The sequence below is a fragment of the Ectopseudomonas composti genome (genome assembly GCF_900115475.1).
GTDB classification, from domain to species: Bacteria; Pseudomonadota; Gammaproteobacteria; order Pseudomonadales; family Pseudomonadaceae; genus Aquipseudomonas; species Aquipseudomonas composti.
Map to the genome: position 1 here is coordinate 424621 of NZ_FOWP01000003.1, position 22111 is coordinate 446731.

Annotated in this window: 19 protein-coding genes; 10 read left to right on the forward strand and 9 right to left on the reverse strand. The window is 62.2% G+C overall.

What is annotated here, in order from left to right:
- Positions 1-138 precede the first annotated feature (138 nt).
- Both metH and osmE read left to right on the forward strand, forming a co-directional pair.
- Positions 139-3849 carry a methionine synthase gene (gene metH / locus BM059_RS08225; protein ID WP_074937886.1) on the forward strand — a complete coding sequence of 1237 codons (3711 nt, stop codon included), beginning with the start codon at positions 139-141 and terminating at the stop codon, positions 3847-3849.
- 152 nt (positions 3850-4001) lie between these two features.
- Positions 4002-4334, forward strand: coding sequence for an osmotically-inducible lipoprotein OsmE (gene osmE / locus BM059_RS08230; protein WP_036999593.1), 333 nt, complete (start codon positions 4002-4004; stop codon positions 4332-4334).
- A gap of 37 nt (positions 4335-4371) precedes the next feature.
- Here the strand turns inward: osmE and BM059_RS25865 are convergent, their stop codons facing one another.
- Both BM059_RS25865 and BM059_RS08235 read right to left on the reverse strand, forming a co-directional pair.
- Positions 4372-4458, reverse strand: coding sequence for a small membrane protein YohP (locus BM059_RS25865; RefSeq protein WP_115291545.1), 87 nt, complete (start codon positions 4456-4458; stop codon positions 4372-4374).
- A 79-nt stretch (positions 4459-4537) separates the two neighbouring features.
- Positions 4538-4885: a DUF1883 domain-containing protein gene (locus tag BM059_RS08235; protein WP_179527705.1), complete on the reverse strand. Its 348-nt coding sequence runs from the start codon at positions 4883-4885 to the stop codon at positions 4538-4540.
- Positions 4886-4967: 82 nt separating this feature from the next.
- Between BM059_RS08235 and BM059_RS08240 the strand changes: the two genes are divergently transcribed.
- From BM059_RS08240 to BM059_RS08250, 3 genes are all read left to right on the forward strand, one after another.
- Positions 4968-5990 (forward strand): DUF5924 family protein, encoded by a 1023-nt coding sequence (locus BM059_RS08240; RefSeq protein WP_074937888.1) that lies wholly within the window; start codon positions 4968-4970, stop codon positions 5988-5990.
- 15 nt (positions 5991-6005) lie between these two features.
- The gene (locus BM059_RS08245; protein WP_074937890.1) at positions 6006-7055 is read left to right on the forward strand and encodes an RNA methyltransferase; all 1050 of its coding nucleotides are present in this window, start codon (positions 6006-6008) and stop codon (positions 7053-7055) included.
- A 127-nt stretch (positions 7056-7182) separates the two neighbouring features.
- Positions 7183-9066 carry a methyl-accepting chemotaxis protein gene (locus tag BM059_RS08250; protein ID WP_074937891.1) on the forward strand — a complete coding sequence of 628 codons (1884 nt, stop codon included), beginning with the start codon at positions 7183-7185 and terminating at the stop codon, positions 9064-9066.
- Positions 9067-9343: 277 nt separating this feature from the next.
- Here the strand turns inward: BM059_RS08250 and BM059_RS08255 are convergent, their stop codons facing one another.
- Genes BM059_RS08255 through BM059_RS08270 form a run of 4 tightly spaced genes read right to left on the reverse strand, consistent with a single transcriptional unit; the run spans position 9344 to position 13125 of the window.
- Complete coding sequence (locus BM059_RS08255) at positions 9344-10420, reverse strand: polyamine ABC transporter substrate-binding protein (protein ID WP_139220712.1); 1077 nt, start codon at positions 10418-10420, stop codon at positions 9344-9346.
- Positions 10421-10469: 49 nt separating this feature from the next.
- Positions 10470-10811, reverse strand: coding sequence for a cupin domain-containing protein (locus BM059_RS08260; RefSeq protein ID WP_074937896.1), 342 nt, complete (start codon positions 10809-10811; stop codon positions 10470-10472).
- Positions 10812-10851: 40 nt separating this feature from the next.
- Positions 10852-12258 (reverse strand): NAD(P)/FAD-dependent oxidoreductase, encoded by a 1407-nt coding sequence (locus BM059_RS08265; protein WP_074937898.1) that lies wholly within the window; start codon positions 12256-12258, stop codon positions 10852-10854.
- A gap of 45 nt (positions 12259-12303) precedes the next feature.
- On the reverse strand, positions 12304-13125 hold the full coding sequence (locus BM059_RS08270) for an AraC family transcriptional regulator (RefSeq protein WP_074937900.1): 822 nt from the start codon (positions 13123-13125) through the stop codon (positions 12304-12306).
- A gap of 116 nt (positions 13126-13241) precedes the next feature.
- Between BM059_RS08270 and BM059_RS08275 the strand changes: the two genes are divergently transcribed.
- Positions 13242-13469, forward strand: coding sequence for a DUF2970 domain-containing protein (locus BM059_RS08275; protein WP_036999604.1), 228 nt, complete (start codon positions 13242-13244; stop codon positions 13467-13469).
- On the opposite strand, the gene BM059_RS08280 is transcribed toward BM059_RS08275, so the two are convergent.
- Positions 13470-14531, reverse strand: coding sequence for an ABC transporter substrate-binding protein (locus BM059_RS08280; RefSeq protein WP_279626470.1), 1062 nt, complete (start codon positions 14529-14531; stop codon positions 13470-13472). It abuts the gene before it with no gap.
- A 430-nt stretch (positions 14532-14961) separates the two neighbouring features.
- Here BM059_RS08280 and BM059_RS08285 point away from each other — a divergent pair, with 430 nt between their 5' ends.
- From BM059_RS08285 to BM059_RS08295, 3 genes are all read left to right on the forward strand, one after another.
- Positions 14962-16620 carry a nitrite/sulfite reductase gene (locus BM059_RS08285; protein WP_074937902.1) on the forward strand — a complete coding sequence of 553 codons (1659 nt, stop codon included), beginning with the start codon at positions 14962-14964 and terminating at the stop codon, positions 16618-16620.
- A complete protein-coding gene (locus tag BM059_RS08290) occupies positions 16604-17101 on the forward strand; it encodes a DUF934 domain-containing protein (protein ID WP_074937903.1) in 498 nt (165 codons plus the stop codon). Before BM059_RS08285 ends, BM059_RS08290 begins: the two co-directional genes overlap by 17 nt.
- A gap of 141 nt (positions 17102-17242) precedes the next feature.
- On the forward strand, positions 17243-17644 hold the full coding sequence (locus BM059_RS08295; protein ID WP_021489115.1) for a transcriptional regulator: 402 nt from the start codon (positions 17243-17245) through the stop codon (positions 17642-17644).
- Between the two features lie 238 nt (positions 17645-17882).
- Here the strand turns inward: BM059_RS08295 and BM059_RS08300 are convergent, their stop codons facing one another.
- Together BM059_RS08300 and BM059_RS08305 are read right to left on the reverse strand one after the other, a co-directional pair.
- A complete protein-coding gene (locus BM059_RS08300) occupies positions 17883-19577 on the reverse strand; it encodes a DEAD/DEAH box helicase (protein ID WP_036999609.1) in 1695 nt (564 codons plus the stop codon).
- 289 nt (positions 19578-19866) lie between these two features.
- Positions 19867-20646 carry a spermidine synthase gene (locus BM059_RS08305; RefSeq protein WP_036999610.1) on the reverse strand — a complete coding sequence of 260 codons (780 nt, stop codon included), beginning with the start codon at positions 20644-20646 and terminating at the stop codon, positions 19867-19869.
- Positions 20647-20782: 136 nt separating this feature from the next.
- Between BM059_RS08305 and BM059_RS08310 the strand changes: the two genes are divergently transcribed.
- Positions 20783-22111, forward strand: coding sequence for a flavin-containing monooxygenase (locus BM059_RS08310; RefSeq protein WP_074937906.1), 1329 nt, complete (start codon positions 20783-20785; stop codon positions 22109-22111).

The following is a 22111-nucleotide window of genomic DNA, read 5'->3' on the forward strand; positions in this document are numbered from 1 at the left end:
TTGCGATGCTGGCAATTCTAACGAGACGGCGTCCACAGCAACATGAATGAAATTCATGGAAAGGCCGCCAATGCTCCAGAACCCTGCAGCTTTGCTATCATCGCGCACCTTTGTTTCCGCTTTGCTCAGGTAGTTCTCATGTCCGATCGCAGCGCCCGCCTCCAAGCCCTCCAGCAAGCCCTGAAGGAGCGCATCCTGATCCTCGATGGCGGCATGGGCACAATGATCCAGAGCTACAAGCTCGAAGAGGCCGACTACCGTGGCGAGCGCTTCGCCGACTGGCCGAGCGACGTGAAGGGCAACAACGACCTGCTGCTGTTGACCCAGCCGCAGATCATCGCTGCTATCGAAAAGGCCTACCTGGATGCCGGCGCCGACATCCTGGAAACCAACACCTTCAACGCCACCCAGGTGTCGCAGGCCGACTACGACATGGAGTCGATCGTCTATGAGCTGAACGTCGCCGGTGCGCGCGTGGCTCGTGAAGTGGCCGACGCCAAGACCCTGGAAACCCCTGATCGCCCGCGTTTCGTCGCCGGCGTTCTAGGCCCTACCAGCCGCACCTGTTCGATCTCTCCGGACGTCAACGACCCCGGCTACCGCAACGTCACCTTCGACGAGCTGGTGGACAACTACACCGAAGCCACGCGCGGCCTGATCGAGGGCGGCGCCGACCTGATCCTGATCGAAACCATCTTCGACACCCTCAATGCCAAGGCGGCGATCTTCGCCGTACAGCAGGTGTTCGACGAAGACGGCGTCGAACTGCCGATCATGATCTCCGGCACTATCACCGACGCCTCCGGCCGCACCCTGTCGGGCCAGACCACCGAAGCGTTCTGGAACTCGGTGGCCCACGCCAAACCAATTTCCGTGGGCCTGAACTGCGCCCTTGGCGCTGCCGACCTGCGTCCGTACCTGGAAGAGTTGTCGAACAAGGCCGGCACTCACGTGTCCGCGCACCCCAACGCCGGCCTGCCCAACGCCTTCGGTGAGTACGATGAGACGCCGGCGGAAATGGCGGCGGTGGTCGAAGAGTTCGCCGCCTCTGGTTTTCTGAACATCATCGGCGGTTGCTGCGGCACCACGCCGGGGCATATCCAGGCCATCGCCGAAGCGGTCGCCAAGTACCAGCCGCGCCCGATTCCGGACATTCCGAAAGCCTGTCGCCTGTCCGGCCTCGAGCCGTTCACCATCGACCGCAAGTCGCTGTTCGTCAACGTCGGCGAGCGCACCAACATCACCGGTTCGGCCAAGTTCGCCCGGCTGATTCGTGAAGAGAATTACACCGAAGCCCTGGAAGTCGCCCTGCAGCAGGTGGAAGCCGGCGCCCAGGTGATCGACATCAACATGGACGAGGGCATGCTCGACTCCAAGGCGGCCATGGTGCGCTTCCTCAACCTGATCGCTGGCGAGCCGGACATCTCCCGCGTACCGATCATGATCGACTCCTCCAAGTGGGAGGTGATCGAGGCGGGCCTGAAGTGCATCCAGGGCAAGGGCATCGTCAACTCCATCTCCATGAAGGAAGGCGTCGAACAGTTCAAACACCACGCCAAACTGTGCAAGCGCTATGGCGCCGCCGTGGTGGTGATGGCCTTCGACGAGGTCGGCCAGGCCGACACCGCCGCGCGCAAGAAGGAAATCTGCCAGCGCAGCTACGACATTCTGGTCAACGAAGTGGGCTTCCCGCCGGAAGACATCATCTTCGACCCGAATATCTTCGCCGTGGCCACCGGCATCGAGGAGCACAACAACTACGCCGTCGACTTCATCGAGGCCTGCGCCTTCATTCGCGACAACCTGCCCTACGCCTTGAGCTCGGGCGGTGTGTCCAACGTGTCGTTCTCGTTCCGTGGCAACAACCCGGTGCGCGAAGCGATCCACTCGGTGTTCCTCTACTACGCGATCCAGAACGGCCTGACCATGGGCATCGTCAACGCCGGCCAGTTGGAAATCTACGACGAGATCCCCAAGGAGCTGCGTGATCGCGTCGAGGACGTGGTGCTCAACCGCACGCCGGGCGGCACCGACGCCCTGCTGGCCATCGCCGACAACTACCGTGGCGGCGGTGCCGTCAAGGAAGTCGAGAACGAAGAGTGGCGCTCGCTGCCGGTCGACAAGCGCCTCGAGCACGCGCTGGTTAAGGGCATCACCGCATTCATCGTCGAAGACACCGAGGAGTGCCGCCAGCAGTGTGCGCGGCCCATCGAGGTCATCGAGGGCCCGCTGATGAGCGGCATGAACATCGTTGGCGACCTGTTCGGCTCGGGCAAGATGTTCCTGCCCCAGGTGGTCAAGTCCGCCCGGGTGATGAAACAGGCGGTCGCGCACCTGATCCCGTTCATCGAGGCCGAGAAAGGCGACAAGCCGGAAGCCAAGGGCAAGATCCTCATGGCCACCGTGAAAGGCGACGTGCACGACATCGGCAAGAACATCGTCGGCGTGGTGCTGGGCTGTAACGGCTACGACATCGTCGATTTGGGCGTGATGGTGCCGGCGGAGAAAATCCTGCAGACCGCCATCGCTGAGAAGTGCGACATCATCGGTCTGTCCGGCCTGATCACCCCGTCGCTGGACGAGATGGTTCACGTTGCCAAGGAAATGCAGCGTCAGGGCTTCAGCCTGCCGCTGATGATTGGCGGCGCCACCACCTCCAAGGCGCATACCGCGGTGAAGATCGAGCCGCAGTACAAGAACGATGCGGTGATCTACGTCACCGATGCCTCGCGCGCCGTCGGCGTGGCTACCCAACTGCTGTCCAAGGAGCTCAAGCCCGACTTCGTGCAGCGCACCCGCGACGAATATGTGGTGGTGCGTGAGCGTACCTCCGCGCGCGCCTCGCGCACCGAGCGCCTGAGCTATGCCGATGCCATCGCCAACAAGCCGGCCTTCGACTGGAAGGGTTACGTCGCGCCCAAACCGACCTTTACCGGCGCGCAGGTGCTGGACGATATCGACTTGGCGACCCTGGCCGAGTACATCGACTGGACACCCTTTTTCATTTCCTGGGACCTGGCTGGCAAGTACCCGCGCATCCTCACCGATGAGGTGGTTGGTGAAGCGGCCACCGCGCTGTTCGCCGATGCCCAGGCGATGCTGAAAAAGCTGATCGACGAGAAACTGATCAGGGCTCGCGCCGTGTTCGGCTTCTGGCCGGCCAACCAGGTCGCCCATGACGACATCGAAGTCTACGGCGACGACGGCAAGCCCCTGGCCAAACTGCACCACCTGCGCCAGCAGACGATCAAGCCCGATGGCAAGCCGAACCTGTCGCTGGCCGACTTTGTCGCACCGAAGGAAAGCGGCATCACCGACTATGTCGGTGGTTTTATCACCACCGCCGGGATTGGCGCCGAGGAAGTGGCCAAGGCCTACGAAGCCAAGGGCGACGACTACAACTCGATCATGGTCAAGGCCCTGGCCGACCGCCTCGCCGAAGCCTGTGCCGAATGGCTGCACGAGCGCGTGCGCAAGGACTACTGGGGTTACGCCAGCGATGAGCAACTGGACAACGAGGCGCTGATCCGCGAGCAGTACAAAGGCATCCGCCCTGCCCCTGGCTACCCGGCCTGCCCCGATCACACCGAGAAGGCCACACTGTTCAAGCTGCTCGACCCCGAGGCCGATTACCACACGGCCGGCAAGAGCGGCGTATTCCTCACCGAGCACTACGCCATGTTCCCTGCGGCGGCGGTGTCCGGCTGGTACTTCGCACACCCTGAGGCGCAGTACTTCGCCGTGGGCAAGGTCGACAAAGATCAGATCGAGCAGTACAGCAAGCGCAAGGACCAGGACATCGCCGTCAGCGAACGCTGGCTGATGCCCAACCTGGGTTACGACGACTGATACAAAAGAGCCCGCACTAGCGGGCTCTTTTACTTCATGCAGTGACGAACACGAGGCGACTCGCGCCGATCATCGAAAAACTCGAACTCTCATGCATGAGCGCAGCTCCAACACATGTCGAGCCACTTCGGCTCATTCGACGGAGCGATGACATGTACAAGCACAGCCTTGCAGTAATGGCCGTAGCGGCCGTGATGAGTGGTTGCTCGACCTTCGAGAACCCGACCGACTACGTGACCTTTCGCAATGAGCCTCTGGTCAAGCAGGTCGACCACGGCATGACCAGAGATCAGGTAAGCACCCTCGGTGGCCCGCCTTCGTCGGAAGTACCGAACAGCGTGACCGGCGGCTCCTGCAACAACTACGTGCTGAATGTCGATGGAGTGGAGCAGCCCTATTACGTGGATTTCGACGTCAACGGTCGGGTCGACAGCAAGGGCTTCATGAGCTGCGAGCAGCACCAGGGCAACCAGCGCCGCCTCTGAATCGAATGCGCCCCGCTGCCCGCAGCGGGGCCATTGATTAGAAGATCAGTTTCAGCAGGCCGATAACCACTATCAGGCCAATGATGAAAATGATCCCGACAGTACCGCCGAGAAACTTCAGCATGATGACTCTCCTTTTGCGAGGTTCACCCGTTGTGACCTCGAACAGGACGTCAGCGTTTAGCTTTTTTCTTGTGCTGCAGCTACGCGGGACGGCGGACGATCTTGATGCTGTATTCCATCTGCGGCTTGCGCGTCACGCTCACCGCGCGACGACTGACAGTATCCAGAGTGATGTTCCAGAAACCGCTGGAGGGCACGCGGATCTTCGCCGGGAACTTGATGAAGGCGCCGCCGTGGTAGCTGTGTCGACCGCGGTTCCTGAAGGCACGGAAGTTCGCGTCGTTCATCAGGCGGATGTTGCAGGGCTGCGAACATTGGATGACCACCAGATCGCCCTCTTCCAGATGCTCGCGTTGATGGATGAATTTCATCGTTTTCGGACTCGGTGGTGAAACGGGGGCGCAATAGTGCCGCAAGCGGCCCGGCATCGCCAGCGCCGCTGACGACTCACTTGCACGCAATGCTCGCCCTACCTAGGATGCCCGCCCAACACCGTAACGCGGCTCTTCCATGAAAGTCCTGCTCGACCGTATCCCCACCCTGCTCGCCCTGCTGCGCCGCTACCCCGGTCTGGTCGCCCTGTTCGGCTTTTGCTCCGGTTTAGCCAGTTTTCTCCTGGTCGACCGCCAAGCGCACCTGGCCAAGGTGCTGGGCGCGGTGCTGCTGGTCAGTTGGCTCTGGCTGATCCTCGAGAACCTGCTGCGTGAGCGCATTGCCCGGTGTTTCGGCTTCGAGTTGCCGCTGCCGCTGCTGCGCTACGGCACGCAGATGATCCATCAGGAGAGCCTGTTCTTCGTCCTGCCATTCTTCTTCATCACCACCACCTGGAACAGCGGACAGTTGCTCTTCAGCGGCCTGCTGACAGCTGCCGCACTGGCTTCGATCACCGACCCGATCTACTACCGCTGGTTGGCGCCACGGCGCTGGCTGCTGCTTATCTTTCACAGCCTGACGCTGTTTGCGGTGATGCTCACCGCGCTGCCGGTCATCTTTCACCTCAGCACGCCGGAGAGCTACCGCATCGCCCTGGCGGTTGCCACGGTGCTGGCACTACCGAGCCTGCCCGGTCTGATCGGTTTCGCTGGCTGGCGACGCATTCTGCTGTTGGCAGCACTGCCTATGGCGATGGCCAGTGCAGGCTGGATGGCGCGGGTCTGGGTGCCACCGGCGACGCTGTGGCTGACCGAAGTGGCGATCAGTGATCACTTCGATGGTGCGCAACGCACGCCGGGTGAAAGCCTGGAGCGGGTCAGCCCGGAACAAATGCGTAACGGGCTCTACGCCTACACCTCGATCAACGCGCCGCGCGGCCTCAACGAGCGCATCTATCATGTCTGGCAGCACAACGGCGAAGAAGTCGATCGCATTGCGCTGGACATCAACGGCGGGCGCAAGGAGGGCTATCGCGCCTGGACGCACAAGCTCAACTTCCCGGCCTCGCCCGAAGGCCGCTGGCAGGTGCGCGTGGTTACCGAAGCCGGACAGATGATCGGCGCGCTGCGCTTCGACGTGGTCGCTCCCACGGCCAAGTGATAGCATGCGCGCCCCATGCAGCTCACCGAACTCAACCAACGCCTCGCCGACCTTGGCGCCAAACCCCAGCATATCGGGCGCATTACTCGTGCCTGGCTGCAGGGCAAGGCGTTGGACACCGGCACCAAGCATCAGAAGACCGAGAATTTCCTGCCGTTGACGGTACGCGAGGGGCTGCCAGCCATCGCGGCAAATCTCGAGCAACTGGCGCGGGTCAGCGCCGAGCACCCAGGCGCCGATGGCTCCTCGCGCCTGCTGGTGGAGCTTGCCGACCGGCAAATGGTCGAAAGCGTACTGCTGCCGCGAGACGGCCTGTGCATCTCCAGCCAGGTGGGCTGCGCCGTAGGCTGCACCTTCTGCATGACTGGTAAAAGCGGCCTACTGCGCCAGCTCAGCAGCGCCGAGATGGTTGCCCAGGTCGTGCTGGGCCGCCGCCGCCGTGCCGTGAAAAAGGTGGTGTTCATGGGCATGGGCGAGCCGGCGCACAACCTCGACAACGTGCTGGAAGCCATCGACCTGCTTGGCACCGAGGGTGGTATCGGCCAGCGTAACCTGGTGTTCTCAACGGTTGGTGATCCGCGTGTGTTCGAACGCCTGCCCAAGCAACGCGTGCGCCCTGCCCTGGCCCTGTCGCTGCACACCACCGATGCCGAGCTGCGCCAGCGCCTGCTGCCCAGGGCTCCGCGCATCGATCCCGAAGAGCTGATGGAGTTGGGCGAAGCCTACGCGCGAACCATCGATTACCCGATCCAGTACCAGTGGACGCTGCTCAAGGGCATCAACGACAGCCAGGAAGAGATGGACAATATCCTGCGTCTGTTCAAGGGCAAGTTCGCCGTGCTCAACCTGATCCCCTACAACAGCCTGGAAGCAGATGAATATCAGCGCCCCGGTGGCGAACGCATCGTCGAGATGGTGCGCTACCTGCACAGTCGTGGCGTGCTGACCAAGGTGCGCAACTCGGCTGGCCAGGATGTCGACGGCGGCTGCGGCCAACTGCGCGCCCGCACGGTGGATGTGGTCAATACCAGTCGCCTGCACAGAAAGCTCAAGAACGGTACCTGAGAGCCGATACAAGAGCGTACAGAGAGACCACACGTCCCGCTGGCGAAAAGCCGGCACTGTATTTGCCTTGTAGACAACTGCCTTGCATGGATGCAGCCCCGTCGTCTTGGTGCCCAGGAGCCCATTCATGAAAATCGCCCACAAGGTCGGTATCGCGGCCGCTACCGTGCTGTTCCTTACCACCAGCTTGCTGTCGCTGTCCCAGGTCAGTCAGGTTCGCGACACCCTGCGCAGTCAGGTCGAATCGAGCATTGCCGAGTCGAGCAACGCACTGGCCAGGCAGATCGAAAACTGGCTCAACGCCAAATTGCGCCTGATCGACCTGATGTCGCAGACCATCGATAGCAACTACAGCCCTGAAGAAAACCAGCGCGTGTTCGATTCGCCGCTGCTCAAAAGTGAATTCATCCTGGTTTTTGGTGCACTGGAAACCGACGGCAAGCCAATCAAGAACAGCAACGACTGGAAACCCAGTGCCGATTGGGACGGCCGCAAACGCCCCTGGTACGCGACCGGCAAGGCGGGCAGCCAGGCCGTGCTGACCGAACCCTACGTCGACTCCACCACCAATGAAATCCTCATCTCCGCCGTGGCTCGGATCAGCAACGCTGGCCAGTTTCTCGGCGTGTTCGGTGGCGATATCCGCCTGCAATCAGTCGCCGATGCAGTCAACACCCTGGACTTCAATGGCGCCGGCTACGCCTTCCTGCTCAGCCGCTCGGGCAACATCATTTCCCACCCCAATGCCGAGTACAACGGCAAGCCCTACAGCGCATTGTTCGATGGCCAGAGCCCGGCGCTAGGCAAGGAGCTGCGTGAAGTCGAAGCTGGCGGCAAGAGCCTGCTGGTCTCCTTCACCCCGTTACCCAACCTGCGTGGCATGGACTGGTACATCGGCGTCGTGCTGGACGAAAGCGTGGTGATGGCAGAGGCCAACCGCCTGACCTGGCTGGCCGTGGTCGGCACCGTGATTGGCGTGGCCATCAGTCTGGTGGTGCTGGGCCTGTTGATGAACAGCCTGCTCAAACCACTGGGCCTGCTCAACACCTCACTGCGTGAAATCAACAGCGGCGAAGGTGACCTGACCCGCCGCCTGGCGATCACCAGCAACGACGAGATCGGCGAACTGTCGCAGGAATTCAATCGCTTCCTGCAGACCCTGCAGACCTTGATCGGCGAGGTCATGGGCAGCTCGCATCAAGTACGTGAAAGCACTGCCCTGACTTCCAACGAGTCGGAACAGGCCGCGCGCCGCCTGCAGGAACAGCTGCAGGAGCTCGATCAACTGGCCACCGCCATGCAGGAAATGGCCTCGACTGCCGAGGAAGTGGCACGCAACGCCCAGGCTGCAGCCCAGGCCGCCGTTGCCGCCAACGAAGAAACCGAGAACGGGGTGCGCGTGGTCTCGCAATCGAGTTCTGCGATTCGCCACCTGGCCGACGAGATGGACGAAACCAGTCACGCGATCAACGAACTGGCCAAGCTCAGCCACAACATCGAGTCGATCCTGCAGGTGATCACCAGCATCGCCGAACAGACCAACCTGCTGGCACTGAACGCGGCCATCGAAGCGGCACGGGCCGGCGAGTCCGGTCGTGGCTTTGCCGTGGTGGCTGACGAAGTACGCTCGCTGGCCTCGCGTACGCAGCAGGCGACTCAGGAAATCCGCCAGATGATCGACCAACTGCAAGGCGGCGTGCGTCAGGCCGAGAACCGTATGCAGCAGAGCCGCGATACCGCCAGCAAGACCGCCGAGGATGCAGGCGCGGCCAACGACATGCTCGGCCGCATTCGCGAGGCGATCACCCGCATCAACGACATGAACCTGCAGATCGCTACCGCTGCCGAAGAGCAGAGCGCGACCACCGAGGAGATCAACCGCAACACCACCAACATTCGCGACATCAGCCATGAACTGGCTGGCGGTGCCGAGCAACAGGTGCGCCAGTGCGCCTCGATGGTGGAGCAGGTCGGGCAGCAGGATCGCCTACTGGGCCGCTTCAAGGTCTGATGCCTGAATGACCTTGTCGTAGGAGCGAGCTCTGCTCGCGAAGCTTTTTGTTCATGAGCAAAGCTCACTCCTACTGGAAAAGAAAACGCCGCGAACCTGCAAAGGCTCGCGGCGTTTCTCTTGGGAGATCAGCATCAGGAGTTTCTGAAAAAACTCACAGTCACTCCCGCGAAGGCGGGAGCCCAGGCGTTGCAGACTTTCTGGATTGCCGCCTGCGCGGCAATGACGGCGTTTTCAGACCTTCCCAGGCAATGCCAGGACTCGATTCATCCAGCAATCAGACGCCGCTCTTCACCTTGCTCCAGATGCGCGTGCGCACCCGATCGATCTTCAGCGGCATGGCTTCCAGGGTGTACAGCTTGTCCATCACTGACTCCGGCGGGTACACGGTCGGGTCGGCCTTCAGCTCCGGATCGACCAGACCATCGGCCTTGGCATTGCCGTTGGCGTACTTCACATGATTGCTAATGGCCGCCATCACCTCGGGCTGCAGCAGGTAGTTCATGTAGGCGTAGCCACCCTCCTCGTTGCTGGCATCGACCGGCATCGCCACCATGTCGAACCAGATCGGCGCGCCTTCCTTGGGAATCTCGTACTGGATCTTCACCCCGTTGCCCGCTTCAGCGGCACGGGCGCCAGCCTGCATGATGTCGCCGGAGAAGCCGACCGCCATGCAGATCTCGCCGTTGGCCAGATCGCCGACGTATTTGGAAGAGTGGAAATAACGCACGTTCTTGCGCATTTCCATCAGCAGCGCTTCGGCGCGTTTGTAGTCCTCGGGGTTCTTGCTGTGGTGCGGCAAGCCCAGGTGATGCAGGGCAATCGGCAGCATTTCCGGGCCATTATCGAGGATGGCGACGCCGCACTGGTTGAGTTTGGCCAGTTTGGCCGGGTCGAACAGCACGTCCCAGCTGTCCATCTTGACGTCATCGCCCAGCACCGCACGGACCTTGTCGACGTTGTAGCCGATCCCGGTACTGCCCCAGAGATAAGGGAAGCCATGCTCGTTGCCCGGGTCGTTGACTTCCAGCGCCTTCATCAGCAGCGGGTTGAGGTTGGTCCAGTTCGGCAACTTGCTGCGGTCGAGTTTCTTCAGCGCACCGCCCTGAATCTGCCGAGCCATGAAGTGGTTGGAGGGGAACACCACATCGTAGCCCGAGCGCCCAGCCATGAGCTTGGCGTCCAGCGTCTCGTTGCTGTCGTAGACGTCGTAATGGGTGCCCAGGCCGCTGCTCTTTTCGAACTGTTTGAGGGTGTCCGGGGCGATGTAGTCGGTCCAGTTGTAGATGCGCACGCTGTCAGCGGCATGGGCGGTGCCGGCCAGGATCAGGCACGGCAGGAGTTTCTTCAGCATGGGATACCTCATGAGTTGTTGTTCTAGGCAGCACTGAAAAGGCGCTGATTCAGAAGATCAGCACATAGGTCTTGCGAACCGTTTCTTGTATGTCCCAGATACCGACGGTATTGGCCGGCATCATCAGCGCGTCGCCGGCGCGAATCTCGATGGGCTCGCCGCCGTCAGGGGTGAAGGTGCAACGCCCTGCGACGAAGTGGCAGAACTCCTGCTGCACGATCTGCCGGCGCCAGCGCCCCGGCGTGCACTCCCAAATTCCGGTTTCCACGCCATCACTGCGCTCGACACTGGTGGTCGACGTGATCGCCACCGGCTCGCTCAGGGGCACGGCGACCGGGTTAGACGCTTCCAGGGCGACGTTGGGGGTGTTGCGAAAATGGGTGATGTTCATGTGGACTCCAGGTGAAAGATCGACGAGCACTGACGCCCGCTCAGCCCATCAGGCTTTCCATGCGCACGGCCACGGCCTGCGCCAGACGGCGACGCCAGGCAGAGCTGCGCGGGTTGGCGAGAACTTCGTCCTCATGGACGAAACTGCGGATGATCGCGTTGTAACCAAGCCAGCGACAGGGTTCTGGCTCCCAGCGGCTCAGGCTGGAAATCGGGCTGTCGCTCAATACCCAGGGCTGGCGCAGCAGTTCGCTGTCGCGCCCGAGAATCAGGTCGGCCAGGGTGCGCCCACCGAGGTTGCTGGCACCGACGCCCTCGCCGCCATAGCCGCCAGACAGCGCGATACGGTTGCGCGTGTCACGCAGCATGTGCGGCTGGAAACGTCGCGCCATGCCCAGATTGCCGCCCCAGGAATGGGTGAAGCGCACGTTGCGCAACTGCGGGAAGATTTCGCCCATCAGGTAGCGGCGCAGGCCCAGTTCGTCATCGGTGAGGTTGAAGTCGCTGCGCAGGCGTCCGCCAAAGCGGTAACCACCGCGCGCACCGAAGATCAGCCTGTCATCGAGGCTGCGCTGGCCATAGGTGACCTGACGGCTGAATTCGCTGAAGGCCTGCCCGCGCTCAAGGCCGATACCGGCCCAGACGTCCGCCGGCAGTGGCTCGGTGGCAACGATCAGGCTCTGCACCGGCAACTGGTGATTTCCCAGCGGCGGCAAGCTGGCGGCATACCCTTCGATGGCCGGCACCACCCAATCAGCCGTGACCCGGCCGTGAGCCGTGCGCACCAGGCCAGGCTGCCAGTCGATCACCGGGCTGCGCTCGTAGAGTTCGACACCCAGTCCCTCGACGCAGCGCGCCAGCCCCCGCACCAGCTTGGCAGGCTGGATCGTCGCGCAATGCGGGCTGTACAGCGCGCCGTAGGCATTGGCCAGGCGCAGCTGTGCGGTCAGTTCGCTTGGTGCCAACCAGCGGTAATCGTCTTCGCTCAGGCCCAGCGCACGCAGTTCGTCGAGATATTCACGCAGGCGTACTTCCTGCTCGGGATAGCGCGCGGCGCAATACAGCACGCCGCCCTTGCGCAGGTCGCAGTCGATACCTTCCCGGGCAACCACCGAAGCCACTTCATCGGGAATGCCGTGCAGCAGATCGAAGCCCGCCTTGCGCTCGGTCGCTGGCAGACCGGCGAGCAGGCGATCCTCGCCGAGCAGATTGCCCATCAGCCAGCCGCCATTGCGCCCGGACGCACCGAAACCGGCGGTTTCGGCCTCCACGATCACCACGCGCAGCTGCGGCGCCTGGCGCTTAAGGTAATAGGCGGTCCACAGGCCGGTGTAACCCGCGCCGATGATCGCCACGTCGGCGTGCAGCTCGGCTTGCAGGCTGGGCCGCGCCTGCAGCGGATCATCGAGCTGATCCATCCACAGACTGATGTTGTGCCAGGGATTCATCCACGCCTCCGTCATCAATCGATGACACAAGGCTAGTAGTGGCGATCAGTCGTTGTCTTGCGTGCGTGCCCGCGAGGAAATCTGCTTGAGATAGGCCGTGGGCGACAGCCCGGTATGACGCTTGAAGCAGCTGTAGAAAGCCGACAATGAGTTGAAGCCGGCGGCAAAGGCCAGCTCATCGATACGTTTCAGATCGCTTCCCGCCTGCAAGCCATCGAGCAGATGCTGCAGACGTGCCCGGTTGACGTAGCGGTAGAAGCTTTCGCCCAACACCTGATTGAGCAGATGGGAAATCTGGTTGCGGCTATAACCGGTGGCCACCGCCACCTGCTGCAGATCCAGTTCGGGGTCGAGGAAGGGCTGGCTGCGCTGAAAATAATCCTGCAGATCCTGCGCCAGTTGACCGAGCTGACGGGTCGACAACCCCAGGCGGCTGATCGCCGGGCGTGAGCTGGTAGCCTCGCCAGCGCCACGCGCCTCACGTACCAACGTGGCGTATTCGTTGATGCGCCAGATCAGCCCATCGCGCACGGTAATGGCTTCGCCGGTGCGGAACGACACCAGCCCTTCCCCACCCTGCAGGCTGGTGCAGTACTGGATGAAGGCGGTGTGGCCGTCGATGCGGATGCGATCGACGTGTTCCAGCAGCTCGCCAGGACGGCGCGGCAGGTTGTTCTCGACGTACTCGCGCAGCTCACCCAGGCGCATGCAGCGCTGCTGATAGAAGTCGTTGTACTCAATCTCCGGGTGATACAGCGCCATCACCGCCTCAAGGTCACGGTGCTTCCAGCTCAGGTGATAGCGCAGGATGGTCTCGCGGGTACGCTCGGTCTGCGCGGTATCGTCGGGGAAAAGATCGTCAGGCATGGTCAAGGTCGGTGGTCAGCGCTCAGGCAGATTGCCTGATTCGCCGGAGCCAGCCTAGCCCTCGTGCTGGCTCGACGGTTGCGGACTATGCTTGCAGGACAGACGGAGAGGCGACCATGAACGATCAGGACAAAGACCCCGAGCAGGCCCCGCTGACCCTGCGCGAGATGTTGCAGAGCATACTGGCGGCAGCGCTCGGCGTGCAGAGCGGGAAGAACCGCAGCCGCGACTTCAGTCGCGGCAAGCCCAGCCACTTCATTCTGCTCGGCGTTCTCTTCACCGCTTTGTTCGTTGTGATACTGCTGGTGGCGGTAAAACTGATTCTGCACCTGGCGACCGGCTGATCACTCCAGCAGGGATGCGATCGAGCAGTCATAGCGCTGCTGCTGCGGGTGCTTCAGCAGGCTGAACTGGCGAAAATCCATGTCGATATCCGGTCGGGCGAGGCGTTTCAGCAGCGTCTTCGACTGTGTCCTATTCACCGTACGTAACAACCGCGCCACTTGGTCTTTGCCACCATGCTCGACGAAATCCAGTCCTTGGGCATGATCATTGAGCATCACCAGAGCGCAGGCGCCCAGCAGAAAGTGGCCGCTGGCCAGGACCTCGATGCGTCCATCGATGCGCGTCTGCAGCACGCGATCCGAGTTGTTCAAGGCGGCGTAGTGCAGCTCTCTACCCAACTCTGCGGCCGCGCGCATCACGCCAAAAGCCATTTCATCATTGGCGGACCAGACCAGGCTGACTTGCGGATAGCGCGGCAACAGGCCGATTGCCTGTTCATAGGCTCGTTGCTCCTGCCACTCACCGTGCACAGCCTGCACCAGCTTGATATGCGGTGCTCCATTCAACGCACGCTGCAGGCCCGCCAGGCGCAGGATCGAAGAAGGCGTTTGCTTGACCCCGGAAAACGCCAGCAACTCGGTCGACTGGCCCTTGGCGAGGGCGATCAGATCACGCCCCATCAAGTAGCCGGCCTCCTCGTCGTTGGGTACCAGGCTACCCAGCCAGTTGCCATGGCGTTCGCGGCTACCACCAATCAGGGCCTGCTGCTCCTCGGTCAGCGTGCTATGCAAGGCAAACAGCTTGACCTTGCTGTTCTCGAACAGGCGCAATACCACCGGCCCCTGGAACTGCTCGTTGGTAAAGATCAGGTAATCGGGATGCTCACCATCGAGCACCTGCCGCGCATTGCCCAGCATGCGCGCCGGGTCACGCTCGCCATACAGCACCTTCAGCTCGATGCCGAGATCACCGGCGGCGTCCTGCATGTAGCGGCTGTAATCGGTCCAGAAGCGTTCGCCGGAGTAACCCGGGTTTAGAAACACCACCGTTGGCGCACGCGGCTGCGCCAACGCCAATGCATAGCAAAGCAATAACCCCAGGCCCAGCACCCACCTGTTCACGACGCCTCTCCCCAATTGACGGGCGCAGTATAGGGTGCAAATGATAAAAGGCCGACCGCTAATGCGCGTCGGCCTTCGATCTCACTGTCCGCTGACCCAGAAAACCGCCGTGCCCACGGCCAGCAGGATCAGGCAGAAGATCGCCCAGGCATCGGTGACGCTGTCGGTGTTTTCCGTCTCGGTATGTTCGCTCATGGCTCCCCCTCTTCTTGTGCTTTTGGGTGACGCACACTGTATTTAAGACCAGCCTCAGCCATCGCTCAAACCATATGGTTATGCTTTGGAGCAGTCTTATTCCTTAAACTCAGGTTTATATATTCAAACATCACTTTTACGCATAAACCTGAGCTGGTATCGTGCCCCGGCTCCTCGGGGAGTGCGCGGCCGTGCGCGCTGATTGGCAGTAAGTAGCCTGAAAACAGGACCCTTCATGTACGTATATGACCAGTACGATCAAAAGATCGTCGAGGATCGCGTCAAGCAGTTCCGCGATCAAACCCGCCGCTACCTCGCCGGAGAGTTGAGCGGCGAGGAATTCCGTCCGCTGCGCCTGCAGAACGGTCTGTATATCCAGCGTTTCGCGCCCATGCTGCGCGTCGCCGTGCCTTACGGCCTGTTGTCGTCCGCCCAGGTTCGCGTGCTGGCGCGCATCGCCCGTGACTACGACAAAGGCTATGCCCACATCAGCACCCGGCAGAACGTCCAGTACAACTGGCCGGAGCTGGAGGACGTGCCGGAGATTCTCGCCGAGCTGGCGACCGTGCAGATGCACGCCATCCAGACCAGCGGCAACTGCATCCGCAACACCACCACCGACCAGTTCGCCGGCGTGGCCAAGGACGAGATCGTCGATCCGCGCCCGTGGTGCGAAATCATCCGTCAGTGGTCGACCTTCCACCCCGAATTCAGTCACCTGCCGCGCAAGTTCAAGATTGCCGTCAACGGCGCAGTGAGCGACCGTGCCGCCATCGAAGTGCACGACATCGGCCTGGAAGCGGTGAAGAACGCAGCCGGTGAACTGGGCTTCCGCGTTTCCGTCGGTGGCGGCCTGGGTCGTACCCCGATCGTCGGCAGCTTCATCAACGAATTCTTGCCGTGGCAGCACCTGATCAGCTATCTCGACGCCATCCTGCGTGTTTACAACCGCTATGGCCGTCGCGATAACAAGTACAAGGCGCGCATCAAGATTCTGGTCAAGGCGCTAACCCCGGAAGTGTTCGCGCAGCGCGTAGACGCCGAATGGGCGCACCTCAAGGATGGCCCGACCACCCTGACCGAAGCCGAAGTCGCCCGCGTTGCCGCGCACTTCGTCGATCCGGCCTATCTGACCCTGCAGGACGAAGACGCCCTGCTCGCCCAGCAGAACGCCGAACACCCTGGCTTCGCCCGCTGGCGCGAGCGCAACACCTTCGCCCACAAGAAGCCTGGTTACGTTGCCGTGACCCTGTCACTCAAGCCCACCGGTGTGGCGCCGGGCGACGTTACCGACAAGCAGTTGGACGCCATCGCCGACCTGGCCGATCGCTACAGCTTCGGCGAAGTGCGCAACAGTCACAACCAGAACATCATCCTCGCCGACGTCGAGCAGCGTCAGCTGCTGGCCCTGTGGGGCGAGCTGCGTGAGCAAGGCTTCGCCACGCCGAACGTGGGCCTGCTGACCGACATCATCTGCTGCCCGGGTGGCGACTTCTGCTCGCTGGCCAACGCCAAGTCGATCCCGATCGCCGAAGCCATTCAGCGTCGTTTCGACGATCTCGACTACCTGTTCGACATCGGCAATATCGACCTGAACATCTCCGGCTGCATGAACGCCTGTGGTCACCACCACGTCGGCCATATCGGTATCCTTGGCGTCGACAAGAAAGGCCAGGAGTTCTATCAGGTATCGCTCGGCGGCAGCGCCGGTCGTGACGCCAGCCTGGCGCAGATCCTCGGCCCATCTTTCGCCGAAGCGGACATGGCCGACGTGATCGACAAGATCATCAAGGTCTACGTCGAGCAACGCACCGAAGAAGAAAGCTTCCTCGATACCTACCGCCGCGTCGGTATCGACCCGTTCAAGGAGCGCGTCTATGCAGCGAATCATTAAGAACGGTCAGGTGGTCGACGAGACCTGGCACCTGCTGGCCAAAGACGTGACCCTGGACGCCATCCCCAACTGCGACGACATCATCGTGCCGCTGGCGTTGTGGGCCGAGCATGCGCATGCGCTCAAGGCCCGCGATGGCGGCCTGGGTGTGTGGCTGGAAGCGGGCGACGAAATCGAGGAAATCGCCGATGACCTCGCGCACTTCCAGGTCATCGCCCTGGAGTTCCCGGCCTTTACCGATGGCCGCCACTCCTCCACCGCCTACCTGCTGCGCACTCGCTACAGCTACAAGGGCGAAGTCCGCGCCATTGGCGACGTACTGCGCGACCAGCTGTTCGCCCTCAAGCGCGTGGGTTTCGACGCCTTCGCCCTGCGTGCAGACAAAGACCCGTTCGACGCCCTGAAGGCCTTCGAGGAGTACAGCGAGGTCTATCAGGCGTCAGCCGATCAGCCGCAACCGCTGTTCCGCCGCCGCGCCTGACCACTGGCAGCTACGCGCCCAAAACGCCCCGACTGGTTCGGGGCGTTTTGCTTTGTAGATCCCCCCACGCGCAATTAGGTCGAACCGTCTGCCGCCCTCGAAGTCGGACCTTATGAGTCCATTGCATAGGGAGAGACAGCCATGAAGCATGACTGGGACCTGATCGAACGCCTGCTGCATGAGGCACAGAACTCCGCTGGCAAGCCGTTTGCGCCACGCCGCTACGCCGAAGACTTGGCTGCGGAACGGGAAAACGCGGGCGATCCCGTACACGATCTCGACCACCTGCGCGCCGAGGCCACTCGCTATGAAGCGCGCCTGCTGGAAAGCGGTTTTATCGAGCCGCGTCCGGAAGACCAAGGCGGCAATGGTGAAAACTTCGTGCTCACCGCTCGCGGCGCACAGTTGCTGAGCATGCTCGACAGCAGCATCCCCGGCAGTGAGCACCCGCGCGAGGTGCTCGATGAAGCTGGCGCGGCGGCACTGACGCCGGAGGTATTCGACCGCCTGGCGCCCAAGGCCAATCTCAGCGAAACCGGCTGACAGGCTGCTGAAAAAACTACCTGCGTTGCCATTGCTGCGTTAAAAACAGGCTCAAAATGCTCATTTACTACTCGTAAACTCCGCTTTTTCGCCTGTTTTTGCCTTGCACTGGCTGCCTCGCCTACGTTTTTCAACGGCCTGTTCTCTGCTCTTACACAAACACAAACGAAAACGCCGCGCCCTGTCAGGGGCGCGGCGTTTTCAGTTGATCCTGTGGCGAGGCGCAAGGCCTAGCGGATCAATCCTCGCGATAGCGACGAAGCTTCAGGGCCTTGCCAGCGACACGAGTGTCTTTCAGCTTGCCCAGCAGACGGTCCAGGCCGTCTTCCGGCAGCTCGACCAGGCTGAAGGTTTCACGGATCTGAATACGACCGATCGCTTCGCGCGCCAGGCCACCTTCGTTGAGGATGGCGCCGAGCAGGTTCTTCGCGGCGATGCCGTCACGAGTACCCAGCGCGGTGCGGCAACGCACACGACCTTCGGTCAGCGGCACCGGTGCACGGCGTTCGCGGTATTCGCTGCGCTCACCACCACGATCAGCACCACGGTCGCTGTCGCGCTCACGACGCTCACGCGGAGCACCGCCAGCGCCCGGCACCAGCGGCTGCTCGCGCTCGACAGTGGCCAGATCCAGGGCCTGACCGTTGGTGGCCTTTTTCAGCAGCGCAGCGGCCAGGGCACGCGGGCTGCAGCCGATATCGGCGGTCAGGCGGTCGAGCAGATCGCCATGACTTGCTTCGGCATCGGCCACCAGCGGCGCCAGACTGTTGGTCAGTTTCTTGATGCGGGCATCGAGAACCTGCTGGCCGTTCGGCAGTTTGACCTCACCGACCTTCTGCCCGGTGACGCGCTCGATCACCTGCAGCATGCGACGCTCACGCGGCGTCACCAGCAGCAGCGCACGGCCATCACGACCGGCGCGACCGGTACGACCGATACGGTGTACGTAGGACTCTGGATCGTACGGCATGTCGACGTTGAAAACGTGGGTGATGCGCGGTACGTCGATACCACGAGCAGCCACGTCGGTCGCCACGACGATATCCAGGCGGCCATCCTTGAGCGATTCGATCACTCGCTCACGCTGGTTCTGGGCGATATCACCGTTCAGCGCAGCAGCCTTGTAGCCTTTGGCTTCCAGGGCACTGGCCAGATCCAGGGTGGCTTGTTTGGTACGCACGAAGGCGATCAGCGCGTCGAAATCCTCGACTTCCAGCAGACGCAACACGGCGTTGGTCTTCTGGTCGGCGTGGATCATCAGATGCGCCTGCTCGATGCGCGAGACGGTCTGAGTCTTGGCAGCGATCTTGATGTGTTGCGGCTCACGCAGGTGCTTCTCGGCAATGGCGCGAATCGAGTGCGGCAGCGTGGCGGAGAACAGCACGCTCTGGCGGCTTTCCGGCATGGCTTCGAAGATCACTTCGAGGTCATCCATGAAGCCCAGCTTGAGCATTTCGTCGGCTTCGTCGAGTACCAGGTACTGGATGGTCGACAGCACTTTCTCGTCGCGACGCAGGTGGTCGACCAGGCGACCAGGCGTGGCGACGATGACCTGAGCGCCCTGGCGGATGGCCTTGAGCTGCGGGCCCATCGGCGCGCCACCATAGACGGCGACCACATTGAGGCCAGGCATCTGCTTGGAATAGGTTTCAAACGCGGTGGCGACCTGCAGGGCCAGCTCGCGGGTTGGCGCCAGAATCAGTGCCTGTGGCTCACGCTTGGCCGGGTCGATTTTCGACAGGATCGGCAACGCGAACGCTGCGGTCTTGCCGGTGCCGGTCTGGGCCTGGCCGATCATGTCCTGGCCGGCGAGGATCACCGGAATGGCCTGCGACTGGATCGGAGACGGCTCTTCGTAACCAACGGCGGTCAGAGCGGCGAGAATATTGGAGTGAAGTCCGAGCGCGGCGAAGCCGCCGATTTCCTGGGTCATGGGTCTGCCTCAAGTGCATCCGCAAAGACCCATGTTCCAAAGCTGCGCATGCCGTGTAAGACCTTGTGGGTCACCCTGGCAGCCTGGTCGGCGGGGATTTGCGAAAACGTGATGAAAGTGAATCGTCAAGGATAGTCCGCTGGGGACTGGCTGCCGGGTGTTAATTTCCCGGGCGAGTTGCACTACCTGAACGTGGCCAGAAAATTGGCCGGCGCGAACTATACCGGAAAATCCTGACTCGGGTGCTGGTTTTTATCTATTGGCACGCATCCAACCGCTCAACGGCGCATCAAGTGGCCGGGCGCAGCGCTTCGATCAGCGGTTGTAGCGAGTACCCCAGGCGTGGCGCCAGCTCGCCAGCACGCATCTGCAGGCGCCCCATGTTCAAGCGCTGTTCGAGTTCGGCGGGGATCAGCAGCACCACGTTGCCCTCCTTCACCGGGCACTCCCAATAGTGCCGGTGATAGAGGCCGCGCAGCAGTGCCGCGCCAAGCGGCTTGCCGTCATTGCCTGCCCATTGGTTGATGATCAGCCAGCCGCCCGGGTTGAGTTTTTCGCGGCAGCGCTCGAGAAACCGCCAGGCCAGATGCCCGACGCCCGGCCCCTGGTCGGTGTACAGATCAAGAAAGATCAGGTCAGCGGTTTCCGCGCTGTCCAGCAATTCGGTGGCATCGCCGATGCGAATGGTCAGCCGTGGGTCATCGTCCAGGCCGAGAAATTCCATGGCCAGGCGCGGTACGTCCGGGCGCAGTTCGATGGCCTCGACGTCCTCCAGCGGCAGGAACTTCAGGCAGGCCTGGGTCAGGTTGCCGGCGCCAAGACCGAGGAACAGCGCCGTTTCCGGCGCGTCGTGGCACAGCGCGCCTAACAGCATGGCGCGGGTGTAGTCGTACTCCAGCCAGCTGGGATCGCCCTGGAACACGCAACTCTGCTCGATGGCATCACCGAACTCGAGAAAGCGGTAGGCGCCGATCTGCACCACACGGATCACTCCGAAGGCATCACGCACCTCGGCCAGCAGCACCTCGTCCTGCTGCTGCAATTCGTCGTCTGGTGGCAACCCTGGCATCGATACCTCTCCCACAGTGACATCCCGTACCACAAGAGCCGGGCTAAAGGCGCCGATTGTCATTGAAGGCGCTGCCCCTGGTCACGCAATAATTCCAACACTTGCGCAGCTACTCATAACAATAACGAGGTTCGTCATGTACGCCATCATAGGTGCCGGCCCCATGGGCCTGTGCACGGCCCGACAATTGAAGAAACACGGCATCGATTTCGTCGGCTTCGAACTACACAGCGACGTTGGCGGCCTGTGGGACATCGACAACCCGCACAGCAGCATGTACCACTCGGCGCATCTGATTTCCTCCAAGGGCACCACCGAGTTTCGCGAGTTCCCGATGCGTGCCGAGGTGGCGCCCTACCCGCACCAGAGCGAAATGCGCCGCTACTTTCGCGACTATGCCCGGCAGTTTCGTCTGTACGAGCATTACCAGTTCGACACCCGCGTGGTGCAGCTGCAGCGCCTGGATCAGGGCTGGAAGCTGATCAGCGAGCGCAACGGTGAGCAACGCGAATGGCGCTTCGACGGTGTGCTGATCGCCAACGGCACCCTGCATACGCCCAACCTGCCGCGCCTGCCTGGCGATTTCAGCGGCGAGCTGCTGCACTCAAATACTTACAAGAGCGCCGATATCTTCGCCGGCAAACGGGTGCTGGTGGTCGGCTGCGGTAACTCGGCCTGCGACATCGCCGTCGACGCCGTACATCGCGCCACCTCGGTGGATCTCTCGGTACGCCGGGGCTACCACTTCCTGCCCAAGTTCATCCTCGGCAAGCCCACTGATACCTTTGGCGGTGCGATCAAGCTGCCGCGCAGGCTCAAGCAACTGGTCGACGGCCTGCTGGTGCGCGCCCTGGTCGGCAAGCCCTCGCAATACGGCCTGCCCGACCCGGACTACCGCCTGTACGAATCGCACCCGGTGATGAACTCGCTGGTGCTGCACCATATCGGCCACGGCGATATCCGCCCCCGCGGCGACATCGCCGCAGTGAGCGGGCAAAGCGTGACCTTCGCCAATGGCGAACAGGCCGAGTACGACCTGATCCTCATGGCCACCGGCTACAAACTCGACTATCCCTTCATTGCCCGCGACGAATTGAACTGGCCACAAGAGGCCGGTGCACCCCAGCTGTACCTCAATGTCTTCCACCCCGAGCACGACGACCTGTTCATGCTCGGCATGGTCGAGGCCTCCGGCCTGGGCTGGCAGGGGCGTGACGAGCAGGCGCAGCTGGTGGCGCTGTATATCCGTCAGTTGCAGGCGGCCAGTCCTGCGGCCCTGGCTCTGCGCCAGACCATTCGCGCCCAGGCCAGCCAGCGCCTGGATGGCGGTTATCGGTACCTGCAGCTGGAGCGCATGGCCTACTACGTGCACAAGGACAGCTATCGTAGACGCATCGCCGAACACAGCGCCGCGCTGCAGCGTGAGCTGACCAACGACGGCGTACTCGCCGCGCAGGAGGCATGA

Bases quoted from the DNA above. Each gene is read 5' to 3' on its own strand.
- BM059_RS25865 (WP_115291545.1), bottom strand. From the start codon at position 4,458: ATGCTGAAGTTTCTCGGCGGTACTGTCGGGATCATTTTCATCATTGGC.
- BM059_RS08265 (WP_074937898.1), bottom strand. From the start codon at position 12,258: ATGAATCCCTGGCACAACATCAGTCTGTGGATGGATCAGCTCGATGAT.
- BM059_RS08260 (WP_074937896.1), bottom strand. From the start codon at position 10,811: ATGAACATCACCCATTTTCGCAACACCCCCAACGTCGCCCTGGAAGCG.
- BM059_RS08300 (WP_036999609.1), bottom strand. From the start codon at position 19,577: ATGACCCAGGAAATCGGCGGCTTCGCCGCGCTCGGACTTCACTCCAAT.
- BM059_RS08250 (WP_074937891.1), top strand. From the start codon at position 7,183: ATGAAAATCGCCCACAAGGTCGGTATCGCGGCCGCTACCGTGCTGTTC.
- BM059_RS08235 (WP_179527705.1), bottom strand. From the start codon at position 4,885: ATGCCGGGCCGCTTGCGGCACTATTGCGCCCCCGTTTCACCACCGAGT.
- BM059_RS08270 (WP_074937900.1), bottom strand. From the start codon at position 13,125: ATGCCTGACGATCTTTTCCCCGACGATACCGCGCAGACCGAGCGTACC.
- BM059_RS08285 (WP_074937902.1), top strand. From the start codon at position 14,962: ATGTACGTATATGACCAGTACGATCAAAAGATCGTCGAGGATCGCGTC.
- BM059_RS08295 (WP_021489115.1), top strand. From the start codon at position 17,243: ATGAAGCATGACTGGGACCTGATCGAACGCCTGCTGCATGAGGCACAG.
- BM059_RS08240 (WP_074937888.1), top strand. From the start codon at position 4,968: ATGAAAGTCCTGCTCGACCGTATCCCCACCCTGCTCGCCCTGCTGCGC.
- BM059_RS08255 (WP_139220712.1), bottom strand. From the start codon at position 10,420: ATGCTGAAGAAACTCCTGCCGTGCCTGATCCTGGCCGGCACCGCCCAT.
- BM059_RS08305 (WP_036999610.1), bottom strand. From the start codon at position 20,646: ATGCCAGGGTTGCCACCAGACGACGAATTGCAGCAGCAGGACGAGGTG.
- BM059_RS08245 (WP_074937890.1), top strand. From the start codon at position 6,006: ATGCAGCTCACCGAACTCAACCAACGCCTCGCCGACCTTGGCGCCAAA.
- BM059_RS08310 (WP_074937906.1), top strand. From the start codon at position 20,783: ATGTACGCCATCATAGGTGCCGGCCCCATGGGCCTGTGCACGGCCCGA.
- osmE (WP_036999593.1), top strand. From the start codon at position 4,002: ATGTACAAGCACAGCCTTGCAGTAATGGCCGTAGCGGCCGTGATGAGT.
- BM059_RS08290 (WP_074937903.1), top strand. From the start codon at position 16,604: ATGCAGCGAATCATTAAGAACGGTCAGGTGGTCGACGAGACCTGGCAC.
- metH (WP_074937886.1), top strand. From the start codon at position 139: ATGTCCGATCGCAGCGCCCGCCTCCAAGCCCTCCAGCAAGCCCTGAAG.
- BM059_RS08275 (WP_036999604.1), top strand. From the start codon at position 13,242: ATGAACGATCAGGACAAAGACCCCGAGCAGGCCCCGCTGACCCTGCGC.